Consider the following 15791-nt stretch of genomic DNA (forward strand, 5'->3'; position numbering starts at 1 on the left):
TATGAATGAAACAGGATCTTAAACTAATTAACTTCTTTATCATTATACTTAAAATACATCAGTAAATTGCAACATTAAAATTAAAATACCTAATCCCCATACGTAATACGCGAATACTTTTAAGGAGTGACGTTTTAAATATTGAATCATCCATGAAACGGCTATGTATCCAAAAAACGCTGCTGATAACGTTCCGACAATTAAAGATGTACTAGAAATAGATTCTGCTTTCCCTTGAAAAACGTCTACAAATTGCAAAATGATAGCTCCAACGATGGCTGGTGTCGATAGTAAAAAAGAAAAGTAAGCAGCAGTTTCACGGTCTAATTTTCTCCATAATGCAGCGACAATTGTCATTCCAGAACGGGAAATGGCTGGAAAAATAGCAGCAGCTTGAAATGAACCGATAATTAATGCGTCTTTATATGTTATGTCATCCATTTTTTTACGACCATTCTTTTGTTTATCTGCCATGTAGAGAAAGAATCCGGTCACTAAAAACTCCCAACCGATCGTGATTCCTGTTTTTGAAATATCTTCAAAGAAGTCTTTAAACAATAAACCAATTACAACTGCGGGTATTGTCCCAACGATAAGTAATAACATGAGCTTTGAAAATGGGTTTTTAATTAAATATATAAATTCTTTTTTGTAATAAATAAAAACCGCAAGTAAAGTCCCAATATGCAGCATCGTATCTAAAAATAAGCCAGCCTCATCTAATCGGAACAAATGCCTTCCTAAATAAAGATGTCCGGTACTACTGATTGGTAAAAATTCTGTTAAACCTTGAATTATACCTAGTATGAAAGCTTCTAACCAATTCATGATGGTCTCCTTTCTCTTTTGCTTGTACCAATATATGAGGGTTAAATTTTCGATATGAAAAAAACTATATTTCTCTATGAATTTACTTTTTATTTATGGATATATATGTAAAGAGGGTTAAGGAGGGTTATTATGTGGAAGCACACAAAATTCGGTAATGTATTACTTTGGGTGGGCCCTATCCTTGTATTTTTAGGACTATGTATGACAAATGTTATTTCAGATATTCCTTTCTTTGAGGGAAAACATAAAACGGTTGGTATTGTACTTATATTTATAGGTGTAATCTGTTTTGTTGCTGCTAATCATTTGAAAAAAGGAGAAAGATATGAAGAATAAATCTAAATAAAAAACAATCCTTGCATATTAGCTAGGATTGCTTTTTATTAATGTTGATTATTTGTAGAATACTTTATCAACGTTATATTTCGCTTTGTATTCATTAATGATATATGTTTCGTAAATTTCTCTTTCTGTTGGATCTTCTACGATACATGCATCAATGCGGTATACTTCATCACGGTGATTTTTAATTGGTGAAACATTATCTTCAAAATGCTTCTTAATACGTTGTCTAATTTTACGAGCTTTACCTACGAAAAGAAGTTCGTCATTAATATTGTAAAACATAAAAATGCCGCCTTTATCTCTAGGGAACAAGTGGAAATCAATAAATCCATTAATTGGAGTAATGATTGGCTCGTCTCCTTTAATAACTTGTTTACGTTCAGTAATTGAAACATCAGCTTCAGGAATATTAATTTTAATCAAGTTCATTCACGTCCTCTTTTATTATAAAGATAAATAATAGCATACATAAGTAAGAAAAGCTATGTTCAGAGGCATATTTCATTTTATAATTCAAATATTATAGGTGTATCATGTAAACTTTTCTTCCAAATCATATGATCACTGGATTCTCCCCAGTAATCTTTCAATACATAGCTAGGTTTTCCAAACTTTTTCATCCATATACTTTGCGCATTTTTATATCCACTATCTAAACAATATTCTGTTATCCCTCTGCTAAGTAATGTAAGAAACATTGTATGTAGTAATAAACTCCCTATTCCCTTTCTCTGATACTCCGGAAGTATGAATACAGTTCCTATTTCATACAAATTTTTAAGTACACCACCTGTACAACTATTAATCAATGTACTTGCTGGACCGATTTCGATTGTTCCAATGATTTTATCGTTACTTGTATCAATTGCTAATAAAAAGTAACGACTTTCTCCGTTACTATCAAAGTCACTTTTCAAATACTGCTTTTTTGAGTTAATTTCATTTTCTATGTCATCTAATAATTGTGACAATCCTTCATCTTTGTATGTATTCGTAATAACTATACGGAAAAATAAATATAGTTCATCTACATCATTCAAATTCGGTCTTCTAACTGCAACGTTAGTCATGAATTCAATCTCCAATCCTCATTATGCCATTGTCAATACAACACTTTATATAATCTATTCATCATTATTCTGCAAAAACCTGCATAAATCCAACAGTATAGAAAGCTCATTATAAATATTGATAAAATAATTTTTATATCCATAGTTGTATGAACAGCAGGACCAAGTACCGGAAAGTGGAAAACATCGAGAACAATCATAATACCTATAAGTAGACAAGTTGCTGAAAAAGAAACAATCCAAATTCTCCTCTTTAATTTTAAAAAGGATACTCCTAAGGCTAGACCTAATAAGCCTGTAGTAAAAGGAAAGACAATTAGTTCACTGGGCTCAATAATAAATAATAGAAAAATAGTAAGAATATAAGAAAGTATTCCCTCACGAATAGAATAGAAAATAGCAAAAAAAATCGGTAATGTCGAAAATGGACTAATGAGCAAACCTATACCAGGAACTAAGTTCCCAGCTGCTTGAAACATGGTGGTCAATGCACTCATCAAAGCTGTAAGTACTAACTTATTCGCAAGGGACAATTTTCTTTTATGAACAAAGCTCGTATCATGTTCTATCATCAGTTGATACCAATAACGTACAAACCAATTCATTAAAATACCCCCTAAAGATACCACATTCATTACTTTCTATATTATTCATACACTTATGGTTTATGAGTTGCTTTCTACTAGTTATAAATCACTATATAAAATAGATACTTATAGATTGAAGATGTTTAGGGGGACAAGTCAAGTTGTGCGTTTTGGAAGCAGAATAAACTCTTTATGTTTTTAAACTGAGAATTTATATCGTATCAAGGAATAATTTCAAAAATGGTACCTTTGTTAAAATCAGTTACTTTCATAGAACTGTAAACTCCTAAATATAATTTAGTTTGATCCGAATTTGTTCCTAAACTCATATAATAAGCTGGTTGCGTACCAAAATCATAATTGGTTTCAATAGCATGAAAGTCAGCATGTTTACCGTCTGTACCTGCTCTAGTATAGGCTAAAACACCCTTAATTGGAGACTGAGATTCTCCTTTCTTGGCAAGGTCAGTAAAAACAACGCTACCTGTTAAATTTGGAATTGCATTTCCCATATATGGCTGAACTCCTGTAAGTGAAGTTCCTCCAAACTTATCTGTTCTAGAATCTTTATGAAAATAACTAAGTAGAGGCAGAATACGCTTCACTGAAGTTTGTATTGTTTCATCATAATAAACCATTGTTCTCTCATCCAAAGTCTGATTCTCAGAGCAATGTCGTATAAAAGAAGTAGGCAAATCCCCTTCCCATCCTCGCCACCCAAAATTGATAAACCCATCTTGATTGAGAGTTAACCTCATAAAATGCATTTGAACAAGTTCTGTTACCGGTATAGGTTTATATTGAACAAATGAAAAAATAGACTCTACAATATCTTGTCCGACATTTCCGGCGTATTTGATATATTGATTATAAAACCTTTGAAATGAAATGCCAGTTATATTACGTACTCCTTTTGCAATTACTGTAAGTGTTTCTTGTATAGATAAAGGAAGTTCATTAAAGCGTGTAACTACAGGAGGGTTATTTATAAATGTATTTTTACTTACATCGATTTCAATTATTTTTCCTGCTATTTCTAAATCATCTTGGCTTAAATTAAATGGATCATAACCTGATCCGCCATCTCCATTTGTAAAAACAAGTTTTCCAGTCTCAGGTGAAAAGTTTAAACTATTGACTCCGTTATGATTAAAAAATGGTCTTCTTACATTCAGTAATGTTCGTCGTTTTTGAGCTTGACCATTAGATTGTAAAGTCCATTCTTCCACTGTATCAATGTGATCATATTGCGTATTTCTATTAAACCACTTTAAATTTAACGTTTTAGGGTCACAAGGATTCGGTTTAAATTGCTCAGAAAATGCACCTGGCCCTTGAGTTCCAGCTACTGAATAATGAAGATAAAATAACCCATTTTGATAAAATTGTGGATGGAACGCAAGTCCAAGCAATCCGCGTTCATCATAACCGCTACTAGAAACACCTTCTTCAAATGTACCTAATTTAATAATTAGGTGACGAATATCTAAAAATGTCTTTATAACTCCGTCCCCTATGTAAAAAATCTCCCCTAATTGAGTTGCGATAAATAGTCTTTCGGTCGATTCACCTGGAAGTATCGTTGTTTTCAATACAGTTGGTAAATTTACGTTATGAACAATGGGTCGTAAACTAACTTTAACTTTTGTCAATTAACTGTACACCCCTTTTTCTTCTTTTTTATAGAAGAATATGATTAGAGTAGTTCTGTTAGTATCAAATAAGTCGCATTCCTTTTTATTACAATTTTGTATATAATATAATTATAAATAATCTGGGGGACGAACTATGATAATCGTACTACAAATCATCTTACCACTGATTTTCACAGTCTATTTATTTACCCTCTATCGTAAAGGGACGTATGGATCAGCTTCATTTCTTTTAGCAGTCATGATAGGAATTTTCGGTTTAGAGAATATTTTTCAGCATGCTAGTCTAACAGATCATGCTATTTATCCATATTGGGGCAGTTTGAAGGCTGTTGTTATCGTTTTATCAGTCGTATTTCTATTTAAAAAAGGTGGTTTAACAGAAAAATATTGATTTTTAATGCGTTACATATTTTCTTGTTAAATTGCTTTTATTTTATAAAAGAAGAAATATTTATGTAAAAACACGAAGGGATGTGTTACATATGTCTATAAATATTATTTCAATAGTATCTATCATAATATGGATTGTGTTAATTACAGAACTTATAAAACCTTCAAAAGAACAGAATGGACGAAAAATAGTAACTTTAGTAACTGCTGGTTCCGCATCAACACTTATTTTGACGGTTTCATTTATTCAAAATGTCCCGTTTTGGAATTGATAGTGATATAACTAACAAAAATATGTATAAATAAAAAGATTAGGATTTACTCCTAATCTTTTTATTTTTTGAGGTAACACCATATGCCCAGCAAGCTAAGGTCTTGAAATAGCCCCTAAACAAAATTTGAAATTTTTCTAGAGTTATTTATGTGAATTTAACTCGTTTTCAGGAACATATATGGTCCTTTTATAATTTGAAGTTCTTTTTAAGCTTCTTATATTTTCTATACGAACGCCTAACAATGTTTAACATAAAATACGGTATTTTAACCGGGAAAGGCAATTTATATATGAAAGGAAAATAAAAGGTGAAATATGCCTTTTCTAGATCTCTCCACTTACTATCTTCTTTTATTTTTAAGAAATCAGATACATCGACTACATATCCCCTTCCTTTTTCCATCATCACATTTTTCCCGTGAACATCACAAGGAGTTAACCCTTGTTCCCTCGCATACTCTAAAGCCTCATTAATATCAAGTATTACTTGCTTAGGAATTTTAATACCCTTATGAATAGCATCGTATAAGGTAATTTCTTTTAAACGTTTCAATACTATGAAATTTTCCCCTTTATATATAAGCTTTGAATAAGAAGGATGATCTCCAATTCTTCGGTATACTTCTGACTCTTTTTCAATTCCTTCTCCTTCTCGCACGTAAACTTTCACTACCCAATCTTTGTATTCTTTGTGCATGAATACTGCGGCATAATTACCTGTTCCTAAACACTTCCAAAGTCTAGGAATATCTTTAACTACTACAGGCTCGAATTCATCCTCACTTCTTATACTTACCTCTTTTAATAATTCGTCATTTATCAATCCCACAAAACTATTTATACTCATCATTCCCACTCCGGTTTTGCTAAAAGGGGGCCCACCCACATTTTAACGAAAATATACACTAAGCGAATTTTAGCATAAAACGAGTCATCTTTCTTCCTAAAATAAAAAGCTGACTCGTTTTATTTGAACTGTTGAATACTTAATATTTATTTCGTTATTCATAGTCAAAAACCGTACGATATAAAAATATTTCTAACTATTTTCATTTTTTCAGAGGCAACTGTATAGGGCTTTTCTTCGTGCAAGTTCTCTTCGTGCAAGTTCTCTTCGTTCATTACCCATGCCAAATCTATAAAATATTGTTTAGAAGTGTAGCAAGGGTTTGTTAATGGTTCAATTCTTCTTCCACAACTATTTTTGTTAGCAAAAACTTTTATTGTTTTAATAGTCTTTTGTTTAATTCCCACAATGCTGTTTTGTTGCTATCCCATTTCAAAAGCGTTACTGCTTCCTCAAAGCATAACCATTTATAATTAAAGTGTTCTTTAGATAATGATATGTTTTTTGTAGGGACTTTAACTCCAAATGAAAATTCTTTTATTACATAAACCTCTTCTCCCCAAAGGAATCCTCTAACTACATCCTCTACTGGTAGTGAAGACACAGAATCTAATTGTATATATGGACATTCTCTTGTAATACCAGCCTCTTCAAACGCTTCCCGTTTTGCTGATTCAATAGGAATCTCACCGTCTTCTCCGCCACCAGCTATTCCTTGCCAATAACCATAATCACTTCGGTTGAAAATAGCATATTGAATAGAATCGGCAGTTTTTATATAAGGAAATATCAATACTTGATATGGCGCTCTCATTGCTTAAGCTCCTCTCGAAAATAAGTTTTAAATAAATATAAATAAAGAGCCGACATCACAATTCTACATTATTAATGCAGGTTTATAATGTCGGCCCTCTATGTTTAAAGAATTTTATTTTTCATAAACAGGCTTACTCTTAACAGAGGAAAAACTGCTTATTCCCTGTCGAATGTGTTTAGCATGGTTTTTCCTAAATGTTAGCAGTACCCTATATTATTCAATTGCGCCAGCAACATCATAATCATTTAAATCTAATTCAATCGTTTGTCCGAGCGCTAGTTTAGCAAGTTCCGCTCCTAGGTATGGACCAGCTGTTAAACCCGAAGCCCCTAATCCATTCGCAACGAGAATTCCTTCAAAGTTAGGTAGTGGTCCGATAACAGGTAAGAATCCTGGTGTGAATGGTCTGAATCCAACTCTCGTTTCAAGCATTGTAGCATTTTCTAAGCCAGGTGCAACTGCTAATGCCTTATGGAATACTTCATGTAAACCACCTGCTGTTACACGATGATCGAAACCAGTATCATTCTCATGTGTTGCACCAATTACGACATGCCCATTGTCAAACGTTAAAATATATTGATCGTTCGGTGGCATAACAACTGGCATATTTTCTGTTGCTGTATTCTCGATTTGCAGATGAACAATTTGTCCTTTTTGGAATGTAACTAAGAAATTAATTCCTAATGGATTCAAGATTTCATTCGCCCATGCGCCTGCAGTTACAATAACCTTTTCCGCTAAGATTGTTTCATCGTTTACTGTAACTCCCGTAATATGATTTCCTTCACGGACTAATATGGCATCGCCTTTTATGAAAGTTGCACCATGTTTTTTCGCAGCACTTATTAATGCATTGCGTAATAATCTTCCATTTACTCGTGCAGCACCACTAATATGAACAGAACTATATTCGTCTGATAATGCTGGGAATAATTTTTTTGTTTCTTCAGCTGATAAGCGAGTGATTTCACCAATCTCTGGGGCATCTTCACGTCGTTTATAAGCTCGCTCTTCCATTTGATCTAACTTTTTCTCGTCAGTATGTAAACTAATTGCACCTACACGATTATATCCTGTGTCAGTTTCACCGTCTTCTTCTAATTGTTGAATTAACGAAGAATAGTAACGTGCACCGCCTTTAACAATTTTATACCATGCTTTATTACGACGCTGCGATAGCCATGGACATACAATACCTGCTCCTGCATCAGTTGCTTGTCCTAATTGTTGGCGATCCACGATAGTAACATTCGCACCTGTCTTAGCAAGATGATAAGCAGTAGACGCTCCTAAAATTCCAGATCCAACTACAATATACGATTTCATTTCAAACACCTTTTCTCTTTTGCTAATTATATAAATATAAGAACATTCCTTAGTATAATGGAAGGAATGCTTTTTTCAATGTACTCATCACAATTAATTGTTGCAGCATTGTGACTTTCTTAATCATTATTTTTTCTTCTTACGGAATAATTCAATTGTTTTATAGCCTTGTGAAAGGATCTCTATCATTTTCTCTAGACGTTTTTCACGTGTTTTTTCTTGTTTTACAGAAAAAAGATTACGTGCCCAATCTTTCTGATATCCAGGCGTTAAACTTTGATAAAACTTAAGTTCATTCGGATGATTAGCTAATAATGCTTCAACATCTTTAATTCGATCTGCATAATCGGCAACACATTGACTCATAGCAGATGTTTTCGTTGTTTTTTTCTTCTCGCGTTTTAAACCTACAACAGTAAAGACTTCATCCATACTTACCATTCGTGCAAATTTAATGTCGCTTTCTCCCACATAACCATCTTCTCCAACGTTTAATGCCGGAAACATCTCATCACGGTGAATAAACGTACTATAACGAGCATTACCTTTTTTCGGATATGCGAAGAATACGTAACCTTTTTCAATTAGTAATTCTTTATTACTAATAATAAAATTCGTTTGTTTCACCATTTCATCAAGCGTTTCTACAAATATAAAGATAACATCGTGTTCTTTTGAGAATGCAGTTTCTTTACCTGTAAAAATGTCATAATCACTTGGTTCGTTAATAACGACCATATTTGTATACTTATTAAGTTTCAATTTATCAATAACTGACATAATAATCTTCCTTTACATTCAAAATTCATTGTACATACTTTTTCGTACTGTTCTAGTGTATTATATGTATTAAGAAAATCAAACTTTAAATCGTATTATTCTGCTGCAAAAGAACATAATTCTTTACTAGATGGGGTGGTTTTATGCCATATGTAATTCGAGATGAAGGGCTAGTTTTACAAGGGGATGATGGAAAAGAACCAATTTTTCATACATATGAAGAAGCTGAGAAAACATTAAAAACACTAACTATACCGCAGTTTCCGAAACATATTAGAAGAAAACCATTTACACCAAAAATAATAAAGATAGCCGCTTCTGAATAAGAACCGGCTATCTTTATTATTCATAACTTAATAGCAAATAAAGTATATAAAAACTCTTTATATTGATCTTCTGTAATTTCATGCTTAGTTTTTTCCCCACGAATAGCTTCAGTTAAACTTGTATTCGTTAATGAAATATGACCGGAGTTCGTCAACTTTACTGCAATTGGTCCTTTATTAAAAATAGACTTCTCATCTTCTATCACTCTTCTTTGAACATCGTTTACTATTATCTCATCAATATTATGTTTATAAAAAGCATGACAAACTTTCCATTCTCCATCAGTATCTATTCTTTCTAAAACATAATTTCCCTTACTCGTATCTTTTCGTCTCACCCGGTACGAACCATTTTTTGAAGAAACAGACTTACCAGTAAAAGGTACAGGAACAAGAGGTACTAACGAAGCTATACCTACATCAATTAAATACTGTACATTATCATAAGTTAAAATAATTGTTATATGGCCATCCTCAAGTGCCCATGCATTTATATCGTTTTTATAAACCGTACCTAATGCCAGTTGTACATCATAGCCACAGTCTCTTAAGAAATAGTAAAAAAGAGTATTTAATTCGTAGCAAAGTCCACCACGGGAACTAGTTAAAATTTTCTCTCGTAAGTTTTCCAGAGAGATTTGATTCGTATTTCGTGCTATAACATCTAAATTCTCAAATGGTATAGTGTGTGCAAATGAAAAGAGTATAGTAGGTAATTCTTCAAACGTTACTTCATTACGTTTTTTAAGATTTAATCTTGTGAAAAGCTGATTTTGTAAACTTGTCATAATTAGCACCCCTTAAAAATTTATAAGTTTAAATAATATATGCTGATTGTAAATTTTAAGGGGCACTGTAACAATGTACATTTCATTTAACTGTACCGGTACAAAAATTACGATTCACAAGGTAAATTAATAGAAGGCGTCATTACAAATGTCTTTTCTGTAATTACTTCTTTTTGGGGCAAATCAAAAGCTACGAATATAAATTTAATAGTTTATCTATAGGCAAATTATTAATATCACTTAAATCAACAAAATAGTGAAGTTGCCACGTTTGGCTCCTTTTAGCTTGATTGCTAACAGTGGTATCCCAAACAGGATAAATTCTCATTGCCATTTTCCCTGTTTGACTTTGTGTTCTCAATATTTTTTCTTTAAGAAGAATCTCTTTAGGAAAAATAAATTGTCCTAGTTTGTTATCAGCAATACAAGTGATTACTAATAAATCAGGAGCAGCTTCATAAGAGAAAGCTCTATTTCGCATATTTTCATCTTTCTCCCAAAAAGAAACAAATTGACCAATTTTATTAGGAGTAACTTTTGATTTTCTAAAACGAATGGTTTTGTTATTTAAGTGGAATAAACATCCTGCATATTCTGCGTTTTGCTTTTCTTCTTTTAGATTCTTAATCATTAAATTGTTAGGTTTGTAAACTATATTGTTTAAATCTCGGATCGTATCATTAAAATTGTTCAAGAAAACGCCCCCTTTATTCATCTCTTAGTTTACCACAAACATCAGTTCTTCTATATCGTATATAATCATGAACTAAGTGAAATGGGGGAATTTAGCAGGATATAATTATTACTTTAATGTACTTAGTTTTTCAATTGCTTGTTGTTCAGTTGCTAAGTAAAAAATATCTTTTCCTTTATTACATTCATAAATAAAATCTTTTAAGCTTTTACTAGTATACATAGAGAAATCTCCAACAATAGCAATCTTTACCTTGTAGTTTATAAACTTTTGAAGGATATCGCCCGCAAGCCGTGTTTTTAGATCAAAGAAATCTTCACTTATTAAAGATTTATGGATAATAATATGTTTCGCATCTACCTCATATTGAACTGTTGCCATAGTATCTAATGCAGACTGAACATCCGATATTAATACCTTATCGTTCCTAATGACCGCAATATTGATTCCATCGATTACTACTTTCTTTATTTCCATAGTCCCACCCCTTTATAATTTATACAGTATGAGTAAAATTGTTTTACAAAACTTCGTATTAATCATAGATTAAATTAGCCTCAGCTATTAAAATGGCCTCTATTTTTTGTTGTAAATATATATTTTTTTATTACTAATACGGTCAATGAAATTAATGATAGTTTCTCTTTTTTTATATTTTTGAATATATATATGGAATTACTTTTACTTGTTATAAAAATATTGTGGAGTAACATAACTTAACAAACTATCCAAAGTGTTAATCTCGGCATATGGTTGTATTTTGGTAGTATTCTTGATTTTCTGAGGGTTAAACCACACACCTTTTATATTTGCATTTTGAGGACCAGCAATATCCTTTTCTAAGTCATCCCCAACAAATAAAGTATTTTCCGGTTGTAAATTTAGCTTATCTAATGCTAGTTCGAATATACGTTTATCAGGTTTACTAAATCCCACTTCTTCAGAAATAATGATTGTTTCAAAATACCTATTTAAATTCGTGTTAAATATTTTAGCTTTTTGCCTCTGAGTTGAGCCATTTGTTATAATTCCAACTTTAAAGTGCTTCTTTATTTGATTTAAGAAATGAATAGTATTTTGGTCTATTGAAAAACATCTAGGGAAATTATTATTCCAAAAATCTTGGATGTAATTGCGTGGCAATCTATACCTTGGCGTGAATTCATCAAACAATGATTCTAAAACTGTCGTTTTATTACTTATGCCATATTCTCTTTTATCGTATTCTTTGAATTTCTGTAACATGTTGCTTTTAGCCGCACCATCTACATTTTCATAACACTTTTCTAAAACAATTAAAAATAATGCCTCTACTGCTTTATCCCTATCAAGTAATGTATCATCTAAATCAAACAGCATCGCTTTATAACCCATCAAATAATTTCACAACCTTTCTCGCATGATTTAAATAATCCTTAGTTCACACCTTAATCGTTTACTAAATTAGCAAAAAACTCTAAAGTTTGTGAAGTACACTCTATAATTTCGCTAGCTTTTTTTATATTGAAATTCATTTCCGTTTCCCCTTCTAGTAAGTAGCGAAAGTATATGTTCACACAGTTTAAGAAATCACATGCAGTTCCCAATATTATACATTGGTTTTTTAGAAATATAAATCGTTCAGCTTTTCATACGATAAGTTTTTTCAAGCATACAATTATTTTTTCATAAAAAGGAATATGGCTAATCATATTTTTTTGGAGAATACACATTCTTGAAAATGAAGCTAATACGTTAAACGTCCTATGAAGTTCCTATTGTATCTTCACATAAACTCCAGATAGTACGGCTATAATGACTACCAGAGGTGATATTATGAAAAACTATCATATTCTCGTGGTAGAGGACGATCAAGAAATTCAGGAATTAATTAAACAATTTTTAATGACGCAGCATTATACAGTGATAGTCGCTTCAGATGGACTAGAGGGTATGACACAATTTAATAAGCAATCATTTGATTTAATTCTTCTAGATGTCATGATGCCCAATCTTAATGGGTTTGAAGTTTCTAAAATGATTCGAAGTCAGTCAAACGTACCAATTATTATGCTAACTGCGTTGGAAGAAGAGGAAGATCAAATGAAAGGATTCGACCTTGGGATCGATGATTATATAACAAAGCCCTTTTCATTTCATGTTTTGATTAGACGAGTCGAAGCTGTACTTAGAAGAAGTTATGATAAAAATGTAAATAATCATTTGATATTTAAAGAAGTGCGTATTGATGTGGATGCATATAGAGTATATGTAAATGACGTTGAAATTATATTAACGACAAAAGAGTTTGAAATTCTACAACTACTATTTCAAAATGAGAGAAAAGTACTCACAAGAGAAAATATCGTAGAGAAAGTCTGGGGTTACGATTATTTTGGAGAAACACGAATAATTGATACACATATTAAAAACCTACGCAAAAAATTAGCTATCCCTTATATTAAAACAATAAAGGGTATTGGTTATAAAATTGATGAATAGTATTGTGAAACTCATGAAAATGAAGCAAATTACTTATAAACTCTTTATGACTACATCTCTCATTTTATTATCCTTTGCAGTATTGATTTATTTAACTTTATACTTCTTTCTCCCTACGTTTTATGAGCAATATAAAACAGATCAACTTCAAACAGGGATAAACGAAATCATTGATAAGTCTAAAAATCTTACGTTTAAAGATGCGATACCACTTTTTGATGAATACGCCAAAAAAAATAATGCGATGCTTTATCTTCAAAATAAAGAAGGAGTAATTATTTACTCTCCTTCATTTTCTTTTATTCAAAGTGGTACGCAAAAAACAGTAGTTACTAAAGCAATACGATTCGAGAATGCAAGTACCCTCAGCAATTCATATAATGTTACGAAACCAATTCAATTCCAAGATGGTAGTTTAACGCTTATAGTCTTTGCTACATTTCAACCGATTGATGAAGCTTCACAGGTTTTAGTACGCTTTCTCCCCTATATTAGTATCATTGTGCTCGTTATTGGTATAGGGAGTGCTTATTTTTATTCCAGGTTTATTACGAAGCCACTTATTTATATTAATGAAGGTGCACAAAAGATGGCAAATTTAGATTTCTCCGAAAAAATTGAGGTTCGCTCTACAGATGAGTTAGGAGAATTATCTAATAGTTTGAATGACATGTCTATTAACTTACAACAAGCTATGTTTGATTTAAAAAAAGCAAATGAACAATTAAAAAATGATATTGAAAAAGAAAGAGAAATAGAAACAAAACGCAGAGAGTTTTTTGCGATTGTAGCACATGAATTAAAGTCCCCTCTTACTGTAATGAAAGGATACTTAGAAGGAATGATATACAATATTGGCCCTTATCAAAATCGCGATCAATATTTAAAGAAGAATCATCAAATTATTGAAAGTATGGAACAATTAGTTCGTGAAATTTTAAGCGTATCGAAATTAGAACAACACACCTTCAAACTAAAAGTAGAGAAAGTTAATCTTTCAAAATTAATAGGTACAATTACAAAAGATCTCGAATTTTTTGCTTCTCAAAAAAACATCGAAATAATAAAAGAAATTGATTTTGACCTTTCTATTTATACAGATTGTGCTCTTTTAGAAAAAGCATGTAAAAATATTATACACAATGCGGTTATGTATTCACCACATAATGAAAAAGTCTATATAAAGTTAAGTGAGGATTCGAAACAAGGTCAAATCAAAATGCAAATTATAAATACAGGTGTCAATATTAAAGATGAAGATTTACAACAAATTTTCAAACCATTTTATCGAATTGAAAAATCAAGAAATCGAAATACTGGAGGAAATGGTTTGGGGCTATATATTGTTAAACAAATTCTTGAAACACTAGATATAAAGTATTCAATGAAAAATATGGAACATAGTGTGCAATTTTGCATGAGTATTCCATTATCTAAACATAAAAACAAACAAACTCTCCTTTAAATAGGACGAGTTTGTTTGTTTTTATAGTAAGTATAAACTTATTAACAGGTTTTTCATTTGATGATATGTATGTTCTTAGAGCTGCTTTTGATAAGCAATCTATGCAAGATCTTCTTGGGAATTTAATAGTTGTTCGCCAATCTACCCTGCATTTACTTAGAAGCTTAGATAAAGAAGCTTGGTCACAAAGAGGAAATGCGAATAATTCTGAAGTTACAGTTCGTGCATTAGCATACATTATTGCTGGTCATGAGCTTCATCATCTTCAAATTATAAAAGAACGTTACCTTGGTTCTGATTTATATCCAGCAACTTAATATTTGAAGAAAATGAGTCCTATTTATGTAGTGCTCTTTTTCAGTATTTATAACGAATTAGCGCTTAGAACCATGGCAATTAAATGCATTTATTTATAAAATTCACCACATAATATTTATGCTATCCCTTCTTATTCTGTACATAATTTTCTTTAGGCTGATATACTATAAACGCAATAGTTCTGGAAAGGTGATGATAGTATGTATGAACAACAAAATAATAGAGATAGAGATCAAAAAATGATGTTTTCTATGCAAGGAGTTCCCACAAATAAAATTAACATGCATCAATTACCTAAATGGATTAGAATTTTTGGCTATTGTGCGTTTGGTTGGATAATAGTATTTAGTTTAATTATGATTGTAGGTTTAATTCTGCAATAACTATACAGAGTAGGTAAACGGGACGATATTTAGGTCATACATCTAGGTAATGTCCCGTTTTTTATGTGTGATTATCCCATGATATAGGTAACCAATTATAATAAAAAGAACCTGTAGAATAATCTGTACCCTTTGTAAAGGACATTTTGAAAAAAGTTAGGCAACATCAAGAAGATGATTTCTGTATCCAACAGGAGTCATCTTTTTTAAATTCCATTGATATCTATAATGATTATAATACGTCATATATTTCTTAATCTCTTGTTTCAATTCATTAAAGGACACGCAAGGTTTTATATGAGCTTCATCTTTCAGATGACCAAAAAATGATTCTTGTGGGGCGTTATCCCAACAGTTTCCTCTTCTTGACATGGATTGTCCAAGGTTTAGCTTTTTAACTAGCTTTTGATA

Annotated in this window: 21 protein-coding genes and 1 pseudogene; 8 read left to right on the top strand and 14 right to left on the bottom strand. The window is 31.5% G+C overall.

The window, feature by feature from the left end; genetic code table 11:
• Positions 1-48: 48 nt before the first annotated feature.
• Entirely contained in the window at positions 49-828 is a 780-nt protein-coding gene (locus D1166_RS12700; protein ID WP_001104298.1) for an undecaprenyl-diphosphate phosphatase, read from the bottom strand.
• Between the two features lie 132 nt (positions 829-960).
• Between D1166_RS12700 and D1166_RS12705 the strand changes: the two genes are divergently transcribed.
• Complete coding sequence (locus tag D1166_RS12705) at positions 961-1167, top strand: hypothetical protein (protein WP_000265477.1); 207 nt, start codon at positions 961-963, stop codon at positions 1165-1167.
• Between the two features lie 57 nt (positions 1168-1224).
• Here D1166_RS12705 and D1166_RS12710 read toward each other — a convergent pair whose 3' ends face one another.
• The 4 genes from D1166_RS12710 to D1166_RS12725 all read right to left on the bottom strand — a co-directional run bounded on the left by D1166_RS12710 (position 1225) and on the right by D1166_RS12725 (position 4485).
• A complete protein-coding gene (locus tag D1166_RS12710) occupies positions 1225-1605 on the bottom strand; it encodes a nucleotide excision repair endonuclease (RefSeq protein WP_001048941.1) in 381 nt (126 codons plus the stop codon).
• A 77-nt stretch (positions 1606-1682) separates the two neighbouring features.
• Positions 1683-2246: a GNAT family N-acetyltransferase gene (locus D1166_RS12715; protein ID WP_000185958.1), complete on the bottom strand. Its 564-nt coding sequence runs from the start codon at positions 2244-2246 to the stop codon at positions 1683-1685.
• 32 nt (positions 2247-2278) lie between these two features.
• Positions 2279-2851 carry a YybS family protein gene (locus D1166_RS12720; RefSeq protein ID WP_033690230.1) on the bottom strand — a complete coding sequence of 191 codons (573 nt, stop codon included), beginning with the start codon at positions 2849-2851 and terminating at the stop codon, positions 2279-2281.
• A gap of 203 nt (positions 2852-3054) precedes the next feature.
• A complete protein-coding gene (locus D1166_RS12725) occupies positions 3055-4485 on the bottom strand; it encodes a PQQ-dependent sugar dehydrogenase (protein WP_087875423.1) in 1431 nt (476 codons plus the stop codon).
• 136 nt (positions 4486-4621) lie between these two features.
• On the opposite strand from D1166_RS12725, the gene D1166_RS12730 reads away from it, so the two are divergent.
• Both D1166_RS12730 and D1166_RS12735 read left to right on the top strand, forming a co-directional pair.
• Positions 4622-4879, top strand: coding sequence for a hypothetical protein (locus tag D1166_RS12730; RefSeq protein ID WP_000587708.1), 258 nt, complete (start codon positions 4622-4624; stop codon positions 4877-4879).
• A 91-nt stretch (positions 4880-4970) separates the two neighbouring features.
• The gene (locus D1166_RS12735) at positions 4971-5150 is read left to right on the top strand and encodes a hypothetical protein (RefSeq protein ID WP_000026326.1); all 180 of its coding nucleotides are present in this window, start codon (positions 4971-4973) and stop codon (positions 5148-5150) included.
• A gap of 189 nt (positions 5151-5339) precedes the next feature.
• Here D1166_RS12735 and D1166_RS12740 read toward each other — a convergent pair whose 3' ends face one another.
• The 4 genes from D1166_RS12740 to D1166_RS12760 all read right to left on the bottom strand — a co-directional run bounded on the left by D1166_RS12740 (position 5340) and on the right by D1166_RS12760 (position 8925).
• Positions 5340-5999 carry a protein kinase family protein gene (locus D1166_RS12740; RefSeq protein ID WP_000026533.1) on the bottom strand — a complete coding sequence of 220 codons (660 nt, stop codon included), beginning with the start codon at positions 5997-5999 and terminating at the stop codon, positions 5340-5342.
• A gap of 373 nt (positions 6000-6372) precedes the next feature.
• A complete protein-coding gene (locus tag D1166_RS12750; RefSeq protein ID WP_001202587.1) occupies positions 6373-6813 on the bottom strand; it encodes an NUDIX hydrolase in 441 nt (146 codons plus the stop codon).
• A 216-nt stretch (positions 6814-7029) separates the two neighbouring features.
• Entirely contained in the window at positions 7030-8145 is a 1116-nt protein-coding gene (locus D1166_RS12755) for an NAD(P)/FAD-dependent oxidoreductase (RefSeq protein WP_097856661.1), read from the bottom strand.
• 126 nt (positions 8146-8271) lie between these two features.
• The gene (locus D1166_RS12760) at positions 8272-8925 is read right to left on the bottom strand and encodes a YdeI/OmpD-associated family protein (RefSeq protein ID WP_097856657.1); all 654 of its coding nucleotides are present in this window, start codon (positions 8923-8925) and stop codon (positions 8272-8274) included.
• A 143-nt stretch (positions 8926-9068) separates the two neighbouring features.
• On the opposite strand from D1166_RS12760, the gene D1166_RS12765 reads away from it, so the two are divergent.
• Positions 9069-9251 (top strand): hypothetical protein, encoded by a 183-nt coding sequence (locus D1166_RS12765; protein ID WP_001147161.1) that lies wholly within the window; start codon positions 9069-9071, stop codon positions 9249-9251.
• Between the two features lie 20 nt (positions 9252-9271).
• Here the strand turns inward: D1166_RS12765 and D1166_RS12770 are convergent, their stop codons facing one another.
• From D1166_RS12770 to D1166_RS12785, 4 genes are all read right to left on the bottom strand, one after another.
• Complete coding sequence (locus D1166_RS12770; RefSeq protein ID WP_000202805.1) at positions 9272-10039, bottom strand: arylamine N-acetyltransferase family protein; 768 nt, start codon at positions 10037-10039, stop codon at positions 9272-9274.
• 190 nt (positions 10040-10229) lie between these two features.
• A complete protein-coding gene (locus D1166_RS12775; RefSeq protein WP_118043327.1) occupies positions 10230-10733 on the bottom strand; it encodes a MepB family protein in 504 nt (167 codons plus the stop codon).
• A 108-nt stretch (positions 10734-10841) separates the two neighbouring features.
• Entirely contained in the window at positions 10842-11210 is a 369-nt protein-coding gene (locus tag D1166_RS12780; RefSeq protein ID WP_000403462.1) for a DUF4180 domain-containing protein, read from the bottom strand.
• A 204-nt stretch (positions 11211-11414) separates the two neighbouring features.
• A complete protein-coding gene (locus D1166_RS12785) occupies positions 11415-12107 on the bottom strand; it encodes an HAD family hydrolase (protein WP_000540714.1) in 693 nt (230 codons plus the stop codon).
• Between the two features lie 441 nt (positions 12108-12548).
• Between D1166_RS12785 and D1166_RS12790 the strand changes: the two genes are divergently transcribed.
• From D1166_RS12790 to D1166_RS12805, 4 genes and pseudogenes are all read left to right on the top strand, one after another.
• The gene (locus D1166_RS12790; protein WP_000800726.1) at positions 12549-13214 is read left to right on the top strand and encodes a response regulator transcription factor; all 666 of its coding nucleotides are present in this window, start codon (positions 12549-12551) and stop codon (positions 13212-13214) included.
• A gap of 13 nt (positions 13215-13227) precedes the next feature.
• A complete protein-coding gene (locus D1166_RS12795) occupies positions 13228-14679 on the top strand; it encodes a sensor histidine kinase (protein ID WP_097861998.1) in 1452 nt (483 codons plus the stop codon).
• A 41-nt stretch (positions 14680-14720) separates the two neighbouring features.
• Positions 14721-14996, top strand: a pseudogene (locus D1166_RS12800) (DinB family protein); the annotation flags it as partial.
• Between the two features lie 201 nt (positions 14997-15197).
• Positions 15198-15380 (top strand): hypothetical protein, encoded by a 183-nt coding sequence (locus D1166_RS12805; protein WP_000273232.1) that lies wholly within the window; start codon positions 15198-15200, stop codon positions 15378-15380.
• A gap of 156 nt (positions 15381-15536) precedes the next feature.
• On the opposite strand, the gene D1166_RS12810 is transcribed toward D1166_RS12805, so the two are convergent.
• Positions 15537-15791: IS3 family transposase (locus tag D1166_RS12810; protein ID WP_165851663.1), on the bottom strand; the 255-nt coding region annotated here is incomplete at its 5' end.

Origin of the sequence: Bacillus sp. ISO11 (assembly GCF_003458115.1) — a bacterium.
Lineage (GTDB): Bacteria > Bacillota > Bacilli > Bacillales > Bacillaceae_G > Bacillus_A > Bacillus_A cereus.